General features: G+C 64.3%; 18 protein-coding genes. 2 read left to right on the top strand and 16 right to left on the bottom strand.

Annotated features, from left to right (window positions below):
* Nucleotides 1–6: 6 nt before the first annotated feature.
* Complete coding sequence (locus ABIA96_RS28775) at nt 7–1563, bottom strand: formate dehydrogenase beta subunit (RefSeq protein ID WP_354140412.1); 1557 nt, start codon at nt 1561–1563, stop codon at nt 7–9.
* Entirely contained in the window at nt 1560–2048 is a 489-nt protein-coding gene (locus ABIA96_RS28770; RefSeq protein ID WP_354140411.1) for a formate dehydrogenase subunit gamma, read from the bottom strand. The genes ABIA96_RS28775 and ABIA96_RS28770 overlap by 4 nt, the downstream gene beginning before the upstream one ends.
* A 224-nt stretch (nt 2049–2272) precedes the next feature.
* Between ABIA96_RS28770 and ABIA96_RS28765 the strand changes: the two genes are divergently transcribed.
* Nucleotides 2273–3166 carry a LysR family transcriptional regulator gene (locus ABIA96_RS28765; protein ID WP_354140410.1) on the top strand — a complete coding sequence of 298 codons (894 nt, stop codon included), beginning with the start codon at nt 2273–2275 and terminating at the stop codon, nt 3164–3166.
* Between the two features lie 223 nt (nt 3167–3389).
* On the opposite strand, the gene ABIA96_RS28760 is transcribed toward ABIA96_RS28765, so the two are convergent.
* From ABIA96_RS28760 to ABIA96_RS28700, 13 genes are all read right to left on the bottom strand, one after another.
* A complete protein-coding gene (locus ABIA96_RS28760; protein WP_354140409.1) occupies nt 3390–5720 on the bottom strand; it encodes a PAS domain-containing sensor histidine kinase in 2331 nt (776 codons plus the stop codon).
* 225 nt (nt 5721–5945) lie between these two features.
* Nucleotides 5946–7319, bottom strand: a complete 1374-nt coding sequence (locus ABIA96_RS28755; protein WP_354140408.1) for a cation-efflux pump — start codon at nt 7317–7319, stop codon at nt 5946–5948.
* Nucleotides 7320–7574: 255 nt separating this feature from the next.
* On the bottom strand, nt 7575–8543 hold the full coding sequence (locus ABIA96_RS28750; RefSeq protein WP_354140407.1) for a zinc-binding dehydrogenase: 969 nt from the start codon (nt 8541–8543) through the stop codon (nt 7575–7577).
* A gap of 25 nt (nt 8544–8568) precedes the next feature.
* Nucleotides 8569–9564 carry an NAD(P)H-dependent flavin oxidoreductase gene (locus ABIA96_RS28745; protein WP_354140406.1) on the bottom strand — a complete coding sequence of 332 codons (996 nt, stop codon included), beginning with the start codon at nt 9562–9564 and terminating at the stop codon, nt 8569–8571.
* Nucleotides 9565–9770: 206 nt separating this feature from the next.
* Nucleotides 9771–10421: a hypothetical protein gene (locus tag ABIA96_RS28740; protein WP_354140405.1), complete on the bottom strand. Its 651-nt coding sequence runs from the start codon at nt 10419–10421 to the stop codon at nt 9771–9773.
* 52 nt (nt 10422–10473) lie between these two features.
* Nucleotides 10474–10677 carry a hypothetical protein gene (locus ABIA96_RS28735; protein WP_148754708.1) on the bottom strand — a complete coding sequence of 68 codons (204 nt, stop codon included), beginning with the start codon at nt 10675–10677 and terminating at the stop codon, nt 10474–10476.
* Between the two features lie 256 nt (nt 10678–10933).
* Entirely contained in the window at nt 10934–12340 is a 1407-nt protein-coding gene (locus ABIA96_RS28730) for a hypothetical protein (protein WP_354140404.1), read from the bottom strand.
* Nucleotides 12341–12673: 333 nt separating this feature from the next.
* Nucleotides 12674–13447 (bottom strand): fumarylacetoacetate hydrolase family protein, encoded by a 774-nt coding sequence (locus ABIA96_RS28725; RefSeq protein ID WP_354140403.1) that lies wholly within the window; start codon nt 13445–13447, stop codon nt 12674–12676.
* A gap of 11 nt (nt 13448–13458) precedes the next feature.
* Nucleotides 13459–14478, bottom strand: coding sequence for a 2-dehydropantoate 2-reductase (locus ABIA96_RS28720; protein ID WP_354140402.1), 1020 nt, complete (start codon nt 14476–14478; stop codon nt 13459–13461).
* A 211-nt stretch (nt 14479–14689) separates the two neighbouring features.
* Nucleotides 14690–15115, bottom strand: a complete 426-nt coding sequence (locus ABIA96_RS28715; RefSeq protein WP_354140401.1) for a CBS domain-containing protein — start codon at nt 15113–15115, stop codon at nt 14690–14692.
* Nucleotides 15116–15295: 180 nt separating this feature from the next.
* Nucleotides 15296–16618 (bottom strand): oxalate/formate MFS antiporter, encoded by a 1323-nt coding sequence (gene oxlT, locus ABIA96_RS28710; RefSeq protein WP_354140400.1) that lies wholly within the window; start codon nt 16616–16618, stop codon nt 15296–15298.
* Nucleotides 16619–16876: 258 nt separating this feature from the next.
* Nucleotides 16877–18166 (bottom strand): oxalate/formate MFS antiporter, encoded by a 1290-nt coding sequence (gene oxlT, locus ABIA96_RS28705; protein ID WP_354140399.1) that lies wholly within the window; start codon nt 18164–18166, stop codon nt 16877–16879.
* A 245-nt stretch (nt 18167–18411) separates the two neighbouring features.
* Complete coding sequence (locus ABIA96_RS28700) at nt 18412–18549, bottom strand: hypothetical protein (protein ID WP_354140398.1); 138 nt, start codon at nt 18547–18549, stop codon at nt 18412–18414.
* Nucleotides 18550–18844: 295 nt separating this feature from the next.
* Here ABIA96_RS28700 and ABIA96_RS28695 point away from each other — a divergent pair, with 295 nt between their 5' ends.
* Nucleotides 18845–20176, top strand: coding sequence for an Hsp70 family protein (locus ABIA96_RS28695; RefSeq protein WP_354140397.1), 1332 nt, complete (start codon nt 18845–18847; stop codon nt 20174–20176).
* A 194-nt stretch (nt 20177–20370) separates the two neighbouring features.
* Here ABIA96_RS28695 and ABIA96_RS28690 read toward each other — a convergent pair whose 3' ends face one another.
* Nucleotides 20371–20814 (bottom strand): SRPBCC family protein, encoded by a 444-nt coding sequence (locus ABIA96_RS28690; RefSeq protein ID WP_354140396.1) that lies wholly within the window; start codon nt 20812–20814, stop codon nt 20371–20373.
* Nucleotides 20815–20818: the final 4 nt, after the last annotated feature.

The raw sequence follows: 20818 nt of genomic DNA, 5'->3' as shown, positions 1-20818 counted from the left end.
GTTCTCCTATTCCGCGGCCTGAAGCGTGGTCGGTGCGGGAGCAAAATCCTCCCGGAAGTGCTTCAATGCGCTGAGCACGGGGTAGGGCGTGAAGCCGCCGAGTGCGCAGAGCGAACCGAATTTCATGGTGTTGCAGAGGTCTTCGACGAGCGCGAGGTTTTCGGCGACCCGCTCGCCGCGGATGATCTTCTCGATGGTCTCGACGCCGCGGGTCGAGCCGATGCGGCAGGGCGTGCATTTGCCGCACGATTCGACGGCGCAGAACTCCATGGCGAAACGCGCCTGCTTGCGCATGTCGACGCTGTCGTCGAACACGACAATGCCGCCATGGCCGATCAGACCGTCGCGTGCGGCGAAGGCTTCGTAGTCGAACGGCGTGTCGAACAGGGCGCGCGGGAAGTAGGCGCCGAGCGGACCGCCGACCTGCACGGCGCGAACCGGCCGGCCGGTGAAGGTGCCGCCGCCGATGTCGTCGACGAGCTCGCCGAGCGTCACGCCAAACGCCGTTTCGAACAAGCCGCCATTGCGGATGTTGCCGGCGAGCTGGATCGGCATCGTGCCGCGTGAACGGCCCATGCCGAAATCGGCATAGGCCTTGGCGCCTTCGGCGAGGATGAAGGGGATGGCGGCGAACGACAGCACGTTGTTGATGACGGTGGGCTTGCCGAACAGTCCGTGATGCGCCGGCAGCGGTGGCTTGGCGCGAACGAGGCCACGGCGGCCTTCGAGGCTCTCGAGCAGCGAGGTCTCCTCGCCGCAGACGTAAGCGCCGGCGCCGACGCGCACTTCCATATCGAAGCTATAGGTCGAGCCGCCGATCTTGTCGCCGAGATAGCCGCCGCGCCTCGCCGCAACGATCGCGGCGTTCATCGCCTCGACGGCGTGCGGATATTCACTGCGGATGTAGACGTAGCCCTTGGTGGCGCCGACGGTGATGCCTGATGTCGTCATGCCCTCGATGACCAGGAAGGGATCGCCTTCCATGATCATGCGGTCGGCGAAGGTGCCGCTATCGCCTTCATCCGCGTTGCAGACGATGAATTTGCGGTCGGCCTTGGCTTGCGCGACCGTTTTCCACTTGATGCCGGTCGGAAAGCCAGCGCCGCCGCGGCCGCGCAGGCCGGACGCGGTGACCTCCGTGAGGATCGCATCCGAGCCGAGCGACAGCGCGCGCTCCAGGCCCTTGTAGCCGCCATGGGCGCGGTAGTCCTCGAGCGAGCGTGGATCGATCACGCCGCAGCGGGCAAAGGTGAGGCGGGTCTGGCGCTTGAGCCAGGGAATTTCGTCTGCGGCGCCGAGCCGCAGCGCGTGTGGTCCATTGCTCGCCATGGACTCGAACACGGAGGCGACGTCCTCCGCGCCGACCGGGCCGTACGCGACCCTGCCTTTGAGGGTTGCCACCTCGACCATCGGCTCCAGCCAGCAGAGCCCGCGCGAGCCGGTCCTGACGATCTCGATCGGCAGGCCGCGCGTCGCGGCGACCTGCTCGAAGGCGACCGCAATTTCATCGGCACCCACGGCGACCGCGGCGGCATCACGGGGAATGAAGATCCGCATGTTCATCGCTGCGCCTCCGCGACCAGCGCATCGATGCGCTTCTCGTCGAGCCGGCCGACGAGGCGGCCATCGAGCATCGCGGACGGCGCGGTCGCGCACAGCCCGAGGCAATAAATCGGCTCCAGCGTGACACGATCATCCGCAGTCGTGTTGCCGAGTGAGACGCCAAGCTTCGCTTCGGCGCGTGCAGCCAGCGCATCGCCCCCGGCGGCCTGGCATGCTTCCGCACGGCACAGCTTCAGCACATGGCGGCCGGCCGGCTTGTGGCGGAAATCATGGTAGAAGGTGAAGACGCCGTGGACCTCGGCGCGCGACAGATTCAGCGCCTGCGCCACCACGGGAATCGCCGCCTCCGGCACGTAGCCGAAGGCCTCCTGGAGCGCGTGCAGAATGACGAGTGTGGCGCCTTCCTGCCTGGCATGTTCGGCGATGATCTCGGCGCCGCGCGTCTCGTCCCAAGGCTCGTATGAAGACTCGTAATCCGCTGTCATTATTGGTTCTCAATCTGAGCGTCCCTTCCGCGCAAACTATTTGGAATCGTTCGAAGATCAATAAAGCTGTCCCATGCTGCGATTGCGAATTCAGATCGATTTGAAAACCAAATCGGCCGATACGGAGCGTTGATGAAACTTGTATCGGTTGCCGGTTTTTGCGTGTTGGTGCAGGCTCGGCGTGATAGCTTGTATGCCACGACAGAATTCGAGGGGACGACCGGTTGATCGACAAGCTTGAACTGCTGCTGGCGCTGGCCAAGGAGCGGCATTTTGGACGGGCGGCAGAGGCCTGCGGCGTCACCCAGCCGACGATGTCGACCGGGCTCAAGCAGCTCGAAGAGATACTGGGCGTGATGCTGGTCCAGCGCGGGTCGCGGTTTCAGGGATTTACGCCCGAAGGCGAGCGGGCGCTGGACTGGGCGCGCCGGATCGTGGGCGATGCCCGCGCGATGCGCCAGGAGATCAACTCGCTGAAGGAGAAGCTTTCGGGCGAAATCCGTATCGCGGCGATCCCGACCGTGCTCGGCATGGTCGCTTCACTGACGACGCCGTTCCGCGCGCGGCATCCCGAGGTGCGTTTCAGCATCCGGTCCACGACCTCGTCGGAGGTGCTGGGGCTGCTCGAAAATCTCGAAGTCGATGCCGGGCTGACCTATATCGAGAACGAGCCGATCGGGAAGGTGCGCACGATTCCACTCTACAACGAGAGCTATCGCCTCCTGACCGCGCCGGATGCGATGTTCGGCGACCGCAAGTCCGTGACCTGGACGGAGGTCGGCCAGGTGCCGCTGTGCCTGCTGACGCCCGACATGCAGAACCGCCGCATCATCGACCGCGCGCTGCGCTCGGTCGGCGGAGAGGCCACGCCGACGCTGACCTCGAACTCGCTGCTGGCGCTGTACACGCATGTGAAGACGGGGCGTTGGGCGAGCGTGATGCCGGCCAAGCTCGCCGAGACGCTCGGCCTCTCCGACAAGGTCCGCTCGATCCCGATCACCGATCCCGAGGTCAATTACAGCATCGGCTTGGTGATCCCGCAGCGCGATCCGATGACGCCGCTGATCGCGGCGCTGGTCAATGTCGCGCGCGAAGTGGCGCCGACGCTGCAATCGTAGGGGCAGAGCGGGAGGTCCTGAGCAAGCGCCTCGTCCTTCGAGACGACCGCGGAGCCTGTCATCGGGCCGCGCTTAGCGCGGACCCGGTGGCGGTCTCCTCAGGATGAGGCTCCGTTGTATCGGAGTTCGCTGAAACTGCTGCCGCGTACTCCGCCCTCATCCTGAGGGCCCGCCGGAGGCGGGCGTCTCGAAGGATGGCCGCGGGCGAGCTTCCCGCCATGCCCTAAGCCGCGGCGGAAATTCCGGATGCCGCCTTGATGGCGTCGCGAGGCAGCGTCACGCGGACGACGGTGCCGACTTCGAGCCTCGAGCGCAGCTTCATCGAGCCGCCATGGAGCTGCGCCAGCGAGCGGGCGATCGCAAGCCCAAGGCCGGAGCCGTGATAGGTCTTGGTGAGCTGGCTCTCGACCTGCTCGAATGGACGTCCCAGCCGCGCCAGCGAGTGCGGCGCGATGCCGATGCCGGTATCGGCGATCATCAGTACGATCCTGTCCTCGAGCTGCCGGGTGCGCACCACGATGCGTCCGCCGTCGGGGGTGAACTTCACGGCGTTGGACAGCAGGTTGACGATGATCTGCTTGGCGGCGCGGCGGTCGGCGACGACGGAGATGGATTTCTCGATCTCGGCATCGAGCGTCAGGTGCTTGTCCTGGGCGCGGCCGGACACCACGCGCAGGGACTCCGCGAGCGTCTGTCCGAGGTCGAGCTCTTCCATGTCGAGCTTCATCCGGCCGGCCTCGATCTTGGACATGTCGAGGATGTCGTTGATGACCTCGAGCAGATAATGGCCGCTGGTCAGGATGTCGTGGCAGTATTCCTGGTACTTCTCCGAGCCCAACTCGCCGAACATGCCCGAGCCCATGATCTCGGAGAAGCCGATGATCGCGTTGAGCGGCGTGCGCAGCTCGTGGCTCATATTGGCGAGGAATTTCGACTTGGTCTGGTTGGCTTCCTCGGCGCGGGTCTTCTCGCGTTGATATTTCTCGGCGAGATCGGCGAGCTCGATGGTCTGGCGTTCCAGCGCCGCTTGCGAGCGCTTGAGGTCGATGACGGTCGCGCGCAGGCGCAGATCGTTGTCGACGAGCTTCTGCTCGTGCTCCTTGATGCGAGTGATGTCGGTGCCGACCGAGACATAGCCGCCGTCCTTGGTGCGGCGCTCGCTGATATGCAGCCAGTTGCCGTCGTCGAGCTGAGCCTCGAAGGTGCGGGCGCCCGGGCCCTGGCTGGCAGTCTCGTTGTGGCGGGTGCGGACCTCCGGCATGCGGCCGACTTCCAGCACGGTCTCGTAGGAGGTGCCGGGGATCACGGCCGTATCGGGCAGCTTGTGCAGGCGCTGGAAGTGCGAATTGCAGAGCACCAGCCGGTCGCTGGCGTCCCACAGCACGAAGGCTTCCGGAATGGTCTCGATCGCGTCGCGCAGGCGAAGGTCGGCTTCCACGGTGCGCTCGGCGAGGCTCTTCTGCTCAGTGATGTCCACCGCGATCCCGATCAGATGCACGCCGGAATCGCCGGCAGCTCGGGTCCGCTCGCAGCGTACGCGCAGCCAGATCCAGTGGCCGTCGACATGCTGCATGCGGAAAGTCTGGTCGATGTGGTCGATCTTCCCGGAGATGAGCTGGTCGGCGATCGCGAACAGGTCGATGTCGTCCGACTTCACCAGCGCGTTGACCTCGCCGAAAGTGAGGAGCTCGTTGCGGCCGTCCAGGCCGAGGATCGAGAACATCGATTGCGACCAGAAGATCCGGCCGCGCGACAGATCCCAGTCCCACAGGCCACAGCGGCCGCGGTTGAGCGCGGTGTCGATCCGGCCACGCACGGCGTCGTTGATGAGGTCGCCCTCGCGAGCGCGGCTCGACTGCCAGTGGAAGGCGAAGCCGAGGATCAGGACGACGAAGCCGGTGGTGGCCGACAGCGTGACCGAGAGCGCGGCATCCGAACCCCAGATCGGTTCGTTGCGCTCCTGGATCACGGTGACGAGGCCCGGCAGCGACTTGATCGGCCGCGAGGTCGCCATCGCGGCGTTGCCGCTCGGCAGCGTCATGTTGGAGACGTCATTGTCGCGCGGCGGCGCGGCGAGCAGCTGCGCGGTGGTGATCGCGTCGAGCAGGCGGTCGTTGCCTGAGGGATCGCTGTCGATCGGAATGCGGGCGAGGATGCGACGGTCGATTCCCGCCGAGGTGACGACGACGTGGCGGCCCGAGACCCTCGCCCGGGACGGGATCATGTCGGGCAGCAGCGCCGGCAGGTTCTCGATGGTCTTCAGCCGCTCCGCGCGCACGGAGGTGACGCGGTCGATGCGCTCGGCGAGCAGCTCAGCGAGCCCGGAGATGTCGTTCTGGATCACCAGGCGCTTCTGGCGCGTCTGGTCGACGACCTGGACGAATGCGCCGAGGCAGATCGTGATGAGGAAGGCAATGATAAGCGTCGGCACGGCGCGGCGCAGCGCCGGCTCCGCAATCAGGAGCCGATGATAGGCAGGTTTCGCGATCGATTGCGCCAATCCTTTGATCGAATCGGATTGGACGCACGCGTTCGCTGCGTCTGCGCGCGCCATGCCTTCGGCCCCCTGAAAACCTGCTTACGACGAGTTTCGAAAGCAGCCCCACATCGCTTTCGAATCACAGCGATTTGAATCCACTTTGCGCAGGCTGTCGAGAGTCAACGAAACGTTAACGAGAAATAATTCTTATCCAACGAAGAGTTTGCGCGCGTCGAGTCCGCAAACTCACGTGCGTGAGGAGTCCGAAACGAGAACGCGGGACTCATCGCACGTTTTGCATCAGGCGCGCGGTGGTTCGGCGTGGCTGATGACGCGCTTCACGCTCGGGAACGCGCGGCGCAGTCTGCGCTCGATCGCATCGACGTGCTCGTGCACCTTGATCACGCTCATCGACGGCGTGGCGCGACAATGGAAGTTGACGATCTCGCCGGCATCGGTGTTGCGGACACGGACATTATGGATGTCGTGGATCTCGCCGCCGGCGGCATATTCGGTGAGCGCGGCCGCGATGGCCTGCACCCGCTCCGGTGCGGCATCGACGCCGAACGGCAATTCCGGTTCCAGTGGCTCGATATGGACGTCGACCTCGACGTCCGCGCCGAACTCTTCCTGGATGTTGCGTTCGAGCGTGTTGGCGACGTCATGGGCAGCCTCGAGCTGCATATCGGCGTCGACCTCGAGATCGATGCTGACGATCAGCTTGCCGCCGAGATCGTGCACCGTGACGTGGTGGATGGCGAGGCCCGAATTATGCGCGATCACCATGATGCGGTCGCGCACGGTCTCGTTGTCGCGCGCGACTGGCACCGCGGCGAAGGTGAGGTCGGCATCGCCGAAGGCCTTGCTGACCGCGGTCTGCGCGTTGCGCTTGATTTCCTCGACGCGGTCGATCGGGTAGGTCCGCGGCACGTTGACGATGCTGTCGATGAACGTGGTTGCCCCAACCATGCGTACGCGCAGGCGCTGGACGTCGATCACGCCGGGCACGCTGCGAATCGCAGCTGTGGCCTTCTCCAGCGCGCCTGCCGGCGCGCGGTCCACCAGCGTCTGCACTGTGGAGCTTGCCATCCGCAGCCCGAGCAGGGCGATCATGACCGCCACGGCCGCGGCGGCGGCCGCGTCCCCCCACCAGAAGCCGAAGGCTGCGAGAATCAGGCCCACGATCACGGCACACGAGCCCATGACGTCGGAGGCGAAATGCAGTGCGTCCGCAGCGAGCGCCTCGCTCCGGGTCTCCCGGGCGGCGCGGTGCAGGGCGCGGGCGCGCCAGAGATTGACGGCGATATCGATCACCAGCACGACGAATGGCACCGCCGAAATCGTAGGTGGCGCGGTTCCCTCGCGAAGATGGCTATAGGACTGGACCAGGATGCCGCCGGCCAGCACGTAAAGCAGGGCGGTCACGCCGAGCGCGGAGATGCTTTCGAGCTTGCCGTGGCCGTAATGGTGCTCGTCGTCGGCCGGCTTGTCCGAGACCCGCACCACCGCCCAGGTGATGATGGTCGCGATCAGGTCGACCGAGGAGTGCAACGCTTCGGAGATCAGCGCCAGCGAGCCGATCGTGATGCCGACCACGAATTTGGCCACCGCCATGCCGCCGCTGGCCAGGATCGAGATTGCCGCGACCGATGTCTTGTCGTGTTGTCCGCTCATGGCCGGGGATTTAGCAGGGCGTTCGCGAACATCAAGCGACGATCCACAGCTGTAGTCGCTAGTGAGTTGCAGGAGCGAAGATATTGCGAATGCTTCCGAATTGAAGGCGGGCGACTCGTCCTTGCTCAACTCTCGTAGGGTGAGCAAAGTGTAGCGTGCCCACGATTTGTCAACGATCCCGGACAAATGGTGGGCACGGCGCTTTGCGCCTTTGCCCACCCTACGGGACTGTCGCCTTGGTCCAGCCTTCGCTCCTCACAGCGTCACCACGATCTTGCCCAGGTGCTTGTTCGCCTCCATGTGCTCGAACGCCTTGTCGATGTCGGAGAACGGGTAGACCTTGTCGATCGGCAGTTGGAGCTTGCGCGACTCGACCGCGCCCCAGATGTCCATGCGCACCTCGTCGAAGATCTCGCGGACCTCCTCGATGCTACGGGTGCGGAAGGTGACGCCGATATAGTTGATGCGGCGGGCGGCATGCAGGTCGAAGTTGAAGTCGGCATGGGTGCCGCCGAGCCGGCCGACATTGACGATGCGGCCCTTGATCCTGGTGGCGGCGAGGTTCTGGTTGGCGACCTTGCCGGAGACCTGGTCGACGATGAGGTCGACGCCTTCGCCGTTGGTCGCCTTCAGCACCTCGTCGACCCATTTGGGATCGGAGGAGTCGACCGCGAGGTCGGCGCCGTATTCGGTCAGCCGACCGCGGCGATAGGCATCGGTCGAGGAGCCGATCACGAGTTTGGCGCCCTTGAGCTTGGCGATCTGCATCGCCATCAGGCCGACGCCGGAGCTGGCGCCCTGGATCAGCACGGCTTGCCCCGGCTGGACACCTCCGACCATGACGACGGCGTTGTACATGGTCGCGAGCGCGACGGGGAGGGTGGCGGCCTCCTCGAAATTCATGTTCGAGGGGGCGCGAAACAGCCGGCCGTGGTCGGCCAGCGTGTACTCGGCGAAGGCCGCGCCGCCCGAGCCCATGATGCGGTCGCCGACCTTCACGCCCTTCGCGTCCGGTCCGAGCTCGGCAACTTCACCCGCCCATTCCATCCCGAGCACGGTGCCGACGCCGCCGGCGGCGCCATGAGCGTGCCCCTTGCGCATGCCGGTGTCGGCGCGATTGAGACCGCAGGCGCGCACGCGCACCAGCACTTGCGTGCCTTTAGGTTTTGGTTGAGCGACGTCGGAAATCTTAGCGCCCTCAGGGCTGTAGACATAAGCCTTCATGAATTACTCTCGCTTCTTGCAGTGATTATTCCGCGGCTTGCGCGGTTGGATGAGCGATCATGGCTTCGAGCCGGCTGCGAATGATCGCCTCCGCTTCGCGCACGATCCGGGAGATAAGCTCGCCGCAGCTCGGGATGTCCTGGATCAGGCCCTGGACCTGGCCGGCCGACCAGATGCCTTCGTCCGAATTGCCGGTCGCGTAGACCATCTTGCCGCGGGCGCCGGCGACGAGCTCGCGGATGTCCTCGAACTTGGCGCCTTCCTTCTCCATGGCGACGACCTTGGTCGAGATCTCGTTCCTGGCGACGCGCGAGGTGTTGCGCATGGTCCGGAAGATCAGCTCGGTCTCGCGCTCGTCATTGGCGACGATCTTCTCCTTGATGAGCTGGTGGATCGGGCTCTCCTTGGTCGCCATGAAGCGGGTGCCCATGTTGATGCCCTCGGCACCTAACGCCAGCGCCGCGACGAGGCCACGGGCGTCGGCAAAGCCGCCGGACGCGATCATGGGGATCTTGACCTTGTTGGCGGCGGCCGGGATCAGGATCAGGCCGGGCGTGTCGTCCTCGCCGGGGTGGCCCGCGCATTCGAAGCCGTCGATCGAGATGGCGTCGACCCCCATCCGCTCGGCCGAGAGCGCATGGCGGACGCTGGTGCATTTGTGCACGACCTTGACGCCGTGCTTCCTGAAATCGTCGACATGCTCCTGCGGCTTGTTGCCGGCGGTCTCGACCACGGTGATTCCGGCTTCGATGATGGCGGCGCGGTATTCGGCGTAGGGCGGCGGCTTGATCGCGGGCAGGATGGTGAGGTTCACGCCAAACGGCTTGTCGGTGAGGTCGCGGCAGCGCGCGATCTCCTTGGTCAGGTCCTCCGGCGTCGGCTGGGTCAGTGCCGTGATGAAGCCGAGCGCGCCGGCGTTCGCGACGGCCGCGACCAGCTCGGCCCGCCCGACCCATTGCATGCCGCCCTGGACGATCGGGTGCTCGACGCCGACGAGTTTTGTGAACCGTGTCTGCAACATGCTGTTTCCCCCGCCTGCGTGGCCCGCAAGCTTTGTTATTGGATGATGGCGGCAGGATGCCGCCGGGGGTGGGAAAAGTCTATTGCGGGGACGTGCGGTTGGGGCGGGGCCTCATGCGGGGCGTGAGGGTGATTCCGCAGGGCGGATAATTGGGCGGCCTTTCGCGGTTCTCGTAGCCCGGATGCATCCGGGCTACAGGCTTTTAGCTACTCCGCCGACAGCCGCACCATCTGGCGGCCGCCGTTGATGTCTTTCAGGCTGTTGACGAAGTTTTCCGGGCGCTGCCAGCGATAGGGGACCTTCAGGCCCATGTACTCGGCGATGTCGCCGATGAAGCCGGTGCAGTTGGTGGTCTCGGCGTTCCAGACCGGCGAGCTTGCCTGCAGCTTCTTGATGTAGGCGAAGACGCGCTTGGCGTCGGCTTCGTTCAGGTAGACGCGATAGCTCGCGGTCAGATAGTCCGGATCGAGATCGCCGTAGCTCGCGCCGGTCTCGGATGGCACCCAGGTGAGGTGACCGAGCACGTAGGTCCAGGTGTCGCCCTTGGGCGTGAGGCCCGCGACGTCGACGGCGCGCTCGCTGGTCTTGCCGTACCAGACGAAGGCGTGGCCCCAGCTCGCCGCCGTCCGCGCGCGGAAGTCGACGTAGTACGGACCCTTCTCCGCACGCGCGACGGGGCGCCGCGTTGATTGCGGCGCCTGTCGAGCTGTGGAGTCGGTCGTGGCAAGCGCATTTGCATCGGCAACGCGCTTGTTCGCTTCGTGGGCCGAGGCCTGCGGCATCATGCATGCGGTCATGGCCACAAGCGCGAGACCTGCAAGGATGCAGGATCCCGATCGATCAGGTTTATTCGTCACGCTGTGCCCCTCGACTGTCGGCCGCTTACGTCCACGCGTTGTCCGTTGCGCCTCAGTAGCGCGCGGCGACCGGGCCGGGCGCCTTGCCGATCGGAGCCTTGCCAATCGGGCTCTTGCCAATCGGCATCTTGCCGATCGGGGCCTGCTCGGCCGGATAGACCGGCACGGGCTGGCGGCGCGGCAGATCCGCAGCGTTCGCAGCCGTCACCAGAGCAAGCGTGGCACCCAGAACAAATACAATCTTCTTCACAGTGATACCCCTAGAAGGTTTGGTCCAAACACGGCCGAGCCGTGCCCCCAGACACGCCTCACAAAAGGGCGGCCGAATGCGTCCACAGTGCGGCAAGCTCGGGACATGTTGGCGGCATCTGTCCGGCGCGCGGAGATGTGATGTGCGTCGGAATGCTTCGGGGCGCCGCGCTTTGGTCAGCGATCGGCGGTGAGGCTGAAATGCATCTCGATCCTGGCTTGTGATGGTTCGATCGTGGTTCGAACCGGCCGTCGTTCAGCCTTCACCCGATCCTGTTCAGGCTGTTGCGAATGGTCGAGAAGATGCCGCCGATATCCTTGCGCAACGCATCGAGCGTGTTGAAATTCTCGAAGATACGGGAGAGGCGGTCTTCGACCTCGCGCTTGCTCTTCCTCAGCGCATCGACACGCGAGTTGAGCGTGACGTCGCCGTTGGCCTCGATCTCGCCGATGGTTTTGGCGAGGAGATCGCGGGTGGAGCCGACATCGGCGATCATGGCCTCGATGCCGAACACCGGCGCTTCCAGCGGGACGAGATCGGCCTGCGATTTCGACAGCTCGGCCTTGAAGGCGTTGAGCGTGGCCAGCGTCTCCTGCAAGGCGCCGAGACGCTTGCGCGACTGGAGAACGAAATCGTTCAGCGCGTTCTGGCGGTCAACGAGGGTCTTTCCATCAGGATCGGTTTCGACGCCGGCGAGCGAGCGCTCGAGCTGGGCCTGGCGCTGGCCGAGCTCCTCGAAATCCAGCCGGATACCCTTCAGGATGTTGGCGCTGTCGTCGATCCGCGCAAGGCGTTGCCCGATCTCGATCTTGTTGTTCGACAGCGTTTCGACGCGTGCGCTGAGCGGGGCCTCTCCGCCGGTCTCGATCTCGTCGACACTCTTGGCGAGGCGGTCATGGCTGAGGCCGAGCTCGCTGATCAGGGCGTTGATGCCCACGTCGGATGACCGCAGCGGCACCAGCTCGGCATGGGATTTCGCCAGATCTTCCTTGTACTGGTTGAGCGTCGTGAACGTGCCCTGCACCGCGTTGACCCGGCCCAGCAACGTCGATACGTCGCGGGCGATGTCCTTCAGCCGGTCGGCGAGGTTGTTCTTGCGGTCGTCGGTCTCGAGGTCGAGCAGCGCGCGTTCGAGCTGGTTCTGGCGGTCGCGGATTTCGGTGAAAACGGGCTCGACCGCGCGGCGCTGATCGGCGACCTTGCCGACCATCTCGCGCAGCCCCTGCTGGCGGCGGCGGATTTCGGCGAGCTGATCGTGCATGTCGGTGGACTGGTTGTGGCCCTGCTGGAGCAGCGCGCGCTGCTCGGTCTCGCCGAGCTTGTCGTGCAGCGCTGAGACAGCTTCCCTGGGATCGCTCTCGATCAGGTGCTGGACGGTGGTATCGAGGTGATTTTGCAGGGCGTGGGCGACGACGACGTCTTCACGGGTCTTCTTGAGGCGGTCGCGCAGCGTGTCGAGGCGCCGGTCCTGGCGCGACAGCCGCCATGCCGAGGCGCCGATCAGCGCCAGCCCAACCGCCAGGATCGCACTGACTGCGATGCGCTGCGGCATCGGCAGGCCCGCAAACGCGGCGGGCAGATGGGTGATGTCATAACCAAACGCCTGCGGGGCAAGGAACGCGATGGCGGCGAGCAGGACAACCCAGGCAACCAGGAAAAACAACCACATCGCGACGCCCCACGCCGGCACAATCTCGCCATGATTGCTATTGGAGAGCGGAACCGAGATCAAGGGGCGGGCGGGTTGCCGGGCGTTTCCGGGCGCGCAATCCACGACTGGTTGCGTCAGCCGGTCGGTGGAGGGCGGCGCGGAGGAGGCCGGGTTTTCCGAAATTGGGGAGGGCGGTGCCACACCCTCAGCCGTCATTCCGGGGCAGCGCATAGCGCTGAGCCCGGAATCCATCAGGCGGCAGAGACTGTAGAGGAATGGATTCTCAGGTGCGCAATTGCGCACCGTAGCTCGCGACTTCGTCGCGCCCCGGAATGACAGCGAGAGCTAGAGCTACAGCCGAAACTCGTTGGTCAGCTCGCCGATGCCGTCGATCGCCACCGTCACGGTGTTCACCGGCTCCTTCATCACGCCGACGCCGACCGAGGTCCCGACGGCAATGAGGTCGCCGGGGAGCAGGGTCATGTCGTGGGAGATCTTGCTGACGAGCTCTTGCGCGCTGAAGATCATGTCGGAGATCGCATAGTTCTGCCGCTCCGCGCCGTTGAGGATGGTGCGGACGGTAAGCTTTGCGGGATCGAGGCCGGTGGCGATGATGGGGCCGAACGGGCCGTAATCGTCGATGCCCTTGGCGCGGGCCCACTGGGGAAAGGTGGGGTCGCTGGTCAGGATGTCGTTGGCGGTGATGTCGTTGACGCAGGTGTAGCCGAAGATGAAACGATCCGCTTCGGCCGGCGAGACGCGGGCGCAGGTCTTGCCGATGACGATGCCGAGCTCGCCCTCATAGGTGGTCTTGCCGTCGTAGTAGGAAGGGCGGCGGATCACGGCGCCTGGCGTCGTGATGGTGGTGGTGGCTTTCAGCAGATAGAGCGGCTCCGGCGGCTCGGGCTGATTGAGCTTGGCCGCGAGCGCGTGAAAGTTGTTCCAGAGCGCGACGATCTTGCTGGGCGCGCAGGGCGCGAGCAGCTCGACATCTGACAGCGCCAGCGTCTTGCTGGTGGCGGCGTTGCGCCCGAACATCTCACCTTCATGCACGCTGATGCCTGATGCAGTCAGCGTGCCGAAGCCGGTCGTGCCGGCGTGGCGGAAGCGAAGCCAATGTTTCATCTCGCCAGCCATCACGCTACCGCCAGTGCGCGCGGATCGGATGGTGCCGAGACGCCGTCATAGAGGCCGGCGACGCGGGCGCGCTGGGTCACCATCGCCAGCACCGAGTCGAGTGCGGGCGTCGGGATCCTGGTCAAGCGGCCCATCTCCTGCACGACGGTGACGAGCGGGTCGATCTCCATCGGGCGGCCGCGCTCGAGATCCTGCAGCATCGAGGTCTTGTGCGCGCCGACCTTGCGGGCGCCCTCGATGCGGCGCTCGACGTCGACGCGGAATTTGACGCCGAATGTTTCGGCGATCGCTTGCGTCTCCACCATGATCGCGCGCGACAGCGCCCGCGTGGACGGATCGGTGCAGATCACGTCGAGCGTTGCGTGGGTCAGTGCGCTGATCGGGTTGAAGCAGACATTGCCCCAGAGTTTGAGCCAGATCTCGTCGCGGATGCGGTCGAGCACCGGCGCTTTCAGCCCGGCGGCGACGAAGAGGTCGGCGAGGCGCTGTACGTCGCTTGTGATCTCACCGGAGGGCTCGCCGAGCGGAAAATTGTTGCCGTAGACGTGGCGGATCACGCCCGGCGCCTCGATCTCGGTGGCGGGATAGACGATGCAGCCGATGGCGCGTTCGGCTCCGAGCTCGCGCCATTGCCGCCCGCCGGGATCGATGCTCTCCAGCGTCGCGTTCTCGTAATCGCCGCCGTGCTTGTGGAAGTACCAATAGGGGATGCCGTTGACTGCGGTGACGATGCGGGTGTGCGGCCCGAGCAGCGGCTGCATCTTCTCGATCACCCCGGTGATCGAATGCGCTTTTAGCGTGACAATGATGTAGTCCTGCACGCCGAGCTCGGCCGCGTTGTCGGTGCAACGGGGATAGACGGTGTGCTTGTCCTCGCCGGCGAGCAGCGTCAGACCGCGCTCGCGCATCGCGGCGAGATGCGCGCCGCGTGCCACCAGGCTGACGTCGGCGCCTGCGCGCGCCAGCTGCACGCCGAGATATCCGCCGATCGCGCCGGCGCCGTAGATGCAGATCTTCATGAAATCCTCGCTGGACCAAAATTGGCAAGTGGTTCGATCGATCGGGCCACGGGCTCCCTGCACCTCTCCCGCTTGCGGGAGAGGTCGGCGCGCTCGAAGAGCGCGGCGGGTGAGGGTTCTATCCTCTTGGGGAGTCTCCCTGGCGGAGACACCCTCTCCCCAACCCTCTCCCGCAAGCGGGAGAGGGAGCGCAGTCTTTCCGTGGCCTGCTTTAGGCTGCTTGCGGTGTGCTGTTGGCGGCCTCGTCAACGGCAGCGGCGATATCGCGCATGCTGATGACGGAGACGAGGCTGTAATCGTCGATCACGGGCAGGTGCCGGATGTGATTCCGGTTCATCAGATGCCTGACGTGCTCGATCGTGTCCGAGGAGGTGCAGGAGACGAGCTGCTGCACCGAGACGAGTTGCGAGACCTTGACGTTGACGGCGTTGGCGCCGTGCTCGGCAACCGCGCGCACCACGTCGCGCTCGGTGAACATGCCGACGGCGGTGTTTCCTTCCGAGCGGACCACGTCCTTCACCACCAGCGCGCTGATGTTGTTGGCCCGCATCAGCTTGGCGGCGATACAAACCGTTTCGTTCATTCGCACCGTGACAACGCGCGGCGTCTTCTTGCGCAGAATGTCTCCGACCAGCATTGCAACCTCCCTGGGTGAACGGTGAGGGAAGTGTGGTATACATAATGCCAATCGTCAAGCCTTGGATTTGGCTGATCCGAAAAATCTTGCGGCAGCAATGCTGACGTTTGTCGTCGGAGCTCAAAGAAAAAGGGGCGCATCGCTGCGCCCCTTCTGACCGTCGTGCCGTCGTGTGGCGGCTCACGCCGTCTCCGTCTTTGCACTGCTGGCCGCGGCGTTGGCGCTCTCGGCTTCCTTGCCCAGGATGAAGGAGCGGCGCATCGGCTTGATGACGAAGATGGCCATCAGCGCAGCCGTCGCGTTCAACGCCACCGCCACCACGAACACGGCCTTCCACCCATAGGCGGTCGAGATCACGCTTGCGAGCGGCACCAGCAGAGAGGCGGTGCCCTTCGCGGTGTAGAGCATGCCGTTGTTGGTGGTCGCGAACTTCGAGCCGAAGGTGTCGCCGGAAGTCGCCGGGAACAGCGAGTAGATTTCGCCGAACACGCCGAAATACACTGCCGTCGCGAGCACGAATACGAGCGGGACATGTCCGTACGCCGACAGCGCCAGCAACATCAAGGCGGCGGTGCCGAAGGCGATGAACATCGTGTTCTCGCGTCCGATCGTGTCGGACACAAAGCCGAAGAAGGGGCGGCCGAAGCCGTCGAAGATGCGGTCGAGCGAAATCGCGAAGGTCGATGCCGCCATCTGGAAGCCGGCGAGCGAGACCGGCGTGCTGGCGATCTTGAAGTCGTGCGCGATCGGCGCGATCTGCGCCGCGGTCATCAGGCCGCCGGAGGCGACCATGACGAAGACGAGATACATCACCCAGAAAATAGGCGCACGCAGCACTTGCGGCGGGGTGAAGTCGATCTTGGTCTGCGGCAGATTGAGCTGCTTCTTCTTCGGCGGGATCGAGATCCGCGGCGGCTGGATGAAGAAGGCGAGCACGAACACGACCACGCCCTGGCCGATGCCGAAGGTGAGGAACGCATGCTGATAGCCACTCGTCGCGATCATTGCCGCGATCGGCACCACGGTGAGGGCTGCGCCCGCGCCGAAGCCGGCAGCCGTCGCGCCGGCGGCGAGGCCGCGGCGATCGGGAAACCATTTCAGCGCGTTGCCGACGCAGGTGCCGTACACCGCGCCTGCGCCCATGCCGCCGACGACGGCCGCCGCGTAGAGCAGGGGAAGTGAGTCAGCATAGGAGTTGAGCAACCAGGACAGCGCGATCATCACGCCGCCGAACATGATGACGATGCGCGGGCCGTATTTGTCGACGAACCACGCCTCGATTGGTACCAGCCAGGTCTCGGTGACGACAAAGATGGTGAAAGCGAGCTGGATCGCCGCGCGACCCCAATGGTACTTGGCGTCGATCGGATCGACGAACAGCGTCCAGCCATATTGCAGGTTGGCAATCATCGCCATGCAGACGATGCCCATGCCTAACTGGAGCCAACGGAAACTTGTGCGAAGAGGCGCAGCCGTGACGGCGCCATCCGTGCTGGAAATCATCAACATCCTCCCAAGCGCTTGTCTGGTCGACATCAATTGCCAAGATGACCTGATGTCGCAAATATTGTGTCTTATCGTCGCAAGCGCGGCTGGCAGCTTGGTATACCATATTCCAGAATGCAAGGCCTATCTTGCGCCCCTGTGTAAGAAAGTGCCTCGTTCCCTTCGGGTTTACGGTATTGGGGTGTCTTCGGTCAAAACGAAAACGCCCGGCCGTGAGGCCGGGCGCATCGGTGAGAGAGGTCTGTGTGAGCGGGATCAGGCGGTCGATTGCGCGACCACGATCTTGCGCCAGGGTTTCAGCACCACGATCGCGAGCAGCGACGCCAGGATGTTGGCGCCGGCCGCGAGGATGAAGACGTTGTCCCACTGGCCGGAAGTCTGCTGCACATAGTTTGCGACCGGCACCAGCAGCGAGGCGGTGCCCTTGGCGGTGTAGAGCAGGCCGGCATTGGTGGTCGCGAACTTCGCGCCGAACGTGTCGGTGCAGGTCGAGGGGAACAGTGAGTAGATCTCGCCCCAGGCAAAGAACACGAAGCCCGACAGGATCACGAACCAGATCGGATCCTGGCCCCAGAGATGGAGCATCCAGATGCCGACGCCTTCCATGCCGAAGGCGATGAACATCGTGTTCTCACGGCCGATCATGTCGGAGATCCAGCCGAAGAACGGGCGCGTCAGGCCGTTGAGCACGCGGTCGATGGTGGCTGCGAACGTCACCGCGGTCATGGTCACGCCGATCAGCGTGACCGGCACGGCATCGACCTTCCAGTCGACCGCGATCGGCTTCAGATTCGCCGTCACCATCAGGCCGCCGGCGCCGACGATCACGAACATGAAGTACATCAACCAGAAGATCGGCTGACGCAAAACTTCCGTCGGCTGATAGTTGCGCCGCGACTGCACGAGCGCCGCATTTGCCACCACGCTCGGCACCTGCCCCGCCTTCGGTGCCAGCAGGAAGAAGGCGAGGATGCAGACGATGATGCCTTGACCGAGGCCGAAATAGAGGAATGCGGTCTGGAATCCGCTATCCTTGATCATGGCCTGGATCGGGGCGACGGTCAGCGCAGAGCCTGCGCCGAAGCCGGCAGCCGTGATGCCCGCGGCGAGACCGCGCTTGTCGGGGAACCATTTCAGCGCGTTGCCGACGCAGGTGCCGTAGACGGCGCCTGCGCCAATGCCTGCGATGATCATGCCGAGATAGAAGCCGTGGAGCGTGGTGGCTTGCGCGTTGATTGCCCAGCCGACCGCGCAGAGCACGCCGGCGACGAGCACGACGAGGCGCGGACCGTATTTATCGACAAACCATCCTTCGACCGGCACGAGCCAGGTCTCGAACAAAACAAAGAGAGTAAAAGCCCACTGGATCGAGGCGCGGTCCCAACCGAATTTCTTCTGGATATCGGGGACGAAGAACGTCCAGCCGTATTGGTAATTGGCGATCATCACCATGGCCGCTACGCCGATCGCCAGTTGTGTCCAGCGATACGAGTCGCTGACGCGTGCGGCGGTAGGAGCCGTTGTTGTCTGCACCATGTCCGTCATGAATCCTCCAATGAGCGCTTCTGTTTTTTTGAGCGAGCGTTGGCGGCATTGTTGTATTCATTATGCCAAGCTTCAAGCGCGCGCCGGCCCATTGTGCGCTTATGACGCAACCTCGTTTGCGAGGCCGCGCGAATGAGCCTATTCCCAAATAGAAATGGCCCCGCAGCGCGGGGCCATTCTTCAAAAGTAGGAGTTCGCTGGTTTTACCGGCGCGACAATTCGACGCGCCGCGGCTCGACTTCGCCTTACAGGCCGAAGCGGGGGAGATCGCCGTTGTGGTTGGAGATCTCGGCGCTCGCCATCAGGAAGCGGTCGACAGCGGCCATGAAGCGGGCGAACAGCGAGGCGGAGGGCGCGAGCGAGACGGAAGCGGTCTTTGACATCTGAATTCCCTATCTTGAGACGGTCAGTATTGCTGTCTCATTTCGAAGGGAAATCTATGTATACCAGATGCCACTGTCCATGCACTCTATTGCATAGCAGCATATGGATTGCCGCATTGCAGCATGATGCTTCGTTAAAGCAGGTGGTTCGGGGCTTGAATCGTGTCGTTTCGGGCTCAGGCGGGCAAGAGAGGAGGCAGGACCACTACGGATCGGCTCTGAAGCGGCTCTTGGCACCGCAGTGCAAAACGGTTAGTGGTTCGCCCCCTTTTCCAATCATCTCGCAGAGTGGTTCATGTCGAGCGCCTCGCCCGCCGTCTCGATCGGTATCGATTTTGGAACCAGCAATACGGTCGTAGCCCTTGCGGTGGACGACCGCCGGGTCGAGGCCATCCGCTTCGACCACGGCGGACAACGCCATAGTACCTACGTGTCGGCGCTGTGCTTCTGGGAGGATCGGCCGGGCGCCGGCGCCCAGGCCGAAGGCGGCCCGTGGGCGATCGAGCAGTTTCTCGAAGGCCGCCACGTCTACCGCTTCCTGCAGTCCTTCAAGACCTTTGCGGCAAGCTCGAGTTTCAACACCACCCAGGTGTTCCGGCAGCGCTTCAAGTTCGAGGATATTCTGGCGGCGTTCCTGCGGACGCTGACGCGCCATGGCGGAGACAAGTTCGGCTTCGAGGCGGCCAACATCACCGTCGGCCGTCCCGTGCGCTTTGCCGGCGGCAATCCCGACGACGATCTGGCCATGCAGCGCTACCGCTCCGCCTTCGAGCGCCTCGGCGCCGGCCACGCGCGCTATGTCTATGAGCCCGTGGGCGCGGCGTTCTCCTTCGCCCGCCGGCTGGAGCGCGATGCTACCGTTCTCGTCGCGGATTTCGGTGGCGGAACCAGCGACTTCTCGGTGATGCGCTTTTCGCGCGCGGGCGGACATCTGCGCGCCGAGCCGCTCGGTCATGCCGGCATCGGCATTGCCGGCGACACGTTCGATTATCGCATTGTCGACCACGTCGTCTCGCCGCGACTCGGCAAAGGCTCGAGCTTCCGCTCGTTCGACAAGGTACTGCCGATCCCGAACAGCCACTACACCAACCTCGCGCGCTGGCATCAACTCGCGCTGATGAAGAGCAACGGCGATCTGCGCGAGCTGCGGGAGCTTGCACGCACCGCGGTGAAGCCGGCACTGCTCGAGGATTTCATCACCATCGTCGATCTTGATCTCGGTTTCTCGCTGTACCGCGCGGTGTCGGACGCCAAGGTCGCGCTCTCGACCAGGGACGAGGTGGATTTCCGCTTGAAAGGCGGCGGCGTCGATATCGGCGCGACCATCACGCGGAAGAATTTCGACGCCTGGATTGCCGACGACATCGCGCGGCTGGGCGCCACCGTCGACAAGGTGCTGGGCGAAGCCGGCATTAGAGCGCGCGAAATCGAGAAGGTGTTCTTGACCGGCGGCACCTCGTTCGTGCCGGCGGTGCGAAAATTGTTCGCCGACCGGTTCGGCAATGAGCGACTGATGTCGGGTGACCAGTTCGAGTCGATCGCCTACGGCCTCGCACTGATCGGACACAGCTCCGAGCCGGACCGCTGGACCGCGGATGGTGGGCTGAAGGCGAAGGCGGGCGCGTAAGTATCGTGGGCGGGCAGCAACAGCCGTCATTGCGAGCGCAGCGAAGCAATCCAGAATTTTTTCGCGGAGGGATTCTGGATTGCTTCGTTCGCAAGCGCTCCTCGCAATGACGAGAGGGCTGCGCTCGCAATGACGACGCGGGGACATCTGCCCATAGATCGAACAGTCGCCCCGCTGCTTGAAACGCAAACCTGTTACTGATTGATCTCGGGCTCGACGAGCTTCGCCAGGTTCCGCAGCGATTCCTGCCAGCCGAGATAGCAGGCCTCCGGCGGGATGACGTCGGGGATACCGGTCTGCGTGATATCGAGCTCGGTGCCGACCGAGACCTTCTTCAGGATCACGGTCACCTGCATTTCGCCGGGCAGATTGGGATCGTCGAACTTGTCGGTGTAGCGCAGCCGCTCGCCGGGAACGATCTCCAGATATTCGCCACCGAACGAATGGCCATTGCCCGTCGTGAAATTCCGGAACGACATCTTGAAGGTGCCTCCGACCTTCGGCTCCATATGATGCACGGTGCAGGTAAAGCCGTTCGGCGGAAGCCATTTTGCCAGCGCATCCGCCTCCAGGAACGCGCGATAGATCTTGTCCGGGCTGGTCGTGAGAACGCGGTGCAGGCGTACGGTGCTGGGCATGATT

The sequence above is a fragment of the Bradyrhizobium sp. LB11.1 genome (assembly GCF_040549385.1).
GTDB lineage: Bacteria > Pseudomonadota > Alphaproteobacteria > Rhizobiales > Xanthobacteraceae > Bradyrhizobium.
Note: the sequence above shows the minus strand (reverse complement) of the source record. Positions and strands in the feature narration are given on the sequence as shown.

What these genes read in the sequence shown, in the direction of transcription:
- ABIA96_RS28715 (WP_354140401.1), bottom strand. Translation starts at nt 15,115, where the DNA reads ATGCTGGTCGGAGACATTCTGCGCAAGAAGACGCCGCGCGTTGTCACG.
- ABIA96_RS28720 (WP_354140402.1), bottom strand. Translation starts at nt 14,478, where the DNA reads ATGAAGATCTGCATCTACGGCGCCGGCGCGATCGGCGGATATCTCGGC.
- ABIA96_RS28755 (WP_354140408.1), bottom strand. Translation starts at nt 7,319, where the DNA reads ATGAGCGGACAACACGACAAGACATCGGTCGCGGCAATCTCGATCCTG.
- oxlT (WP_354140399.1), bottom strand. Translation starts at nt 18,166, where the DNA reads ATGACGGACATGGTGCAGACAACAACGGCTCCTACCGCCGCACGCGTC.
- ABIA96_RS28775 (WP_354140412.1), bottom strand. Translation starts at nt 1,563, where the DNA reads ATGAACATGCGGATCTTCATTCCCCGTGATGCCGCCGCGGTCGCCGTG.
- ABIA96_RS28745 (WP_354140406.1), bottom strand. Translation starts at nt 9,564, where the DNA reads ATGTTGCAGACACGGTTCACAAAACTCGTCGGCGTCGAGCACCCGATC.
- ABIA96_RS28690 (WP_354140396.1), bottom strand. Translation starts at nt 20,814, where the DNA reads ATGCCCAGCACCGTACGCCTGCACCGCGTTCTCACGACCAGCCCGGAC.
- ABIA96_RS28730 (WP_354140404.1), bottom strand. Translation starts at nt 12,340, where the DNA reads ATGTGGTTGTTTTTCCTGGTTGCCTGGGTTGTCCTGCTCGCCGCCATC.
- ABIA96_RS28770 (WP_354140411.1), bottom strand. Translation starts at nt 2,048, where the DNA reads ATGACAGCGGATTACGAGTCTTCATACGAGCCTTGGGACGAGACGCGC.
- ABIA96_RS28725 (WP_354140403.1), bottom strand. Translation starts at nt 13,447, where the DNA reads ATGAAACATTGGCTTCGCTTCCGCCACGCCGGCACGACCGGCTTCGGC.
- ABIA96_RS28695 (WP_354140397.1), top strand. Translation starts at nt 18,845, where the DNA reads ATGTCGAGCGCCTCGCCCGCCGTCTCGATCGGTATCGATTTTGGAACC.
- oxlT (WP_354140400.1), bottom strand. Translation starts at nt 16,618, where the DNA reads ATGATTTCCAGCACGGATGGCGCCGTCACGGCTGCGCCTCTTCGCACA.
- ABIA96_RS28700 (WP_354140398.1), bottom strand. Translation starts at nt 18,549, where the DNA reads ATGTCAAAGACCGCTTCCGTCTCGCTCGCGCCCTCCGCCTCGCTGTTC.
- ABIA96_RS28750 (WP_354140407.1), bottom strand. Translation starts at nt 8,543, where the DNA reads ATGAAGGCTTATGTCTACAGCCCTGAGGGCGCTAAGATTTCCGACGTC.
- ABIA96_RS28760 (WP_354140409.1), bottom strand. Translation starts at nt 5,720, where the DNA reads ATGGCGCGCGCAGACGCAGCGAACGCGTGCGTCCAATCCGATTCGATC.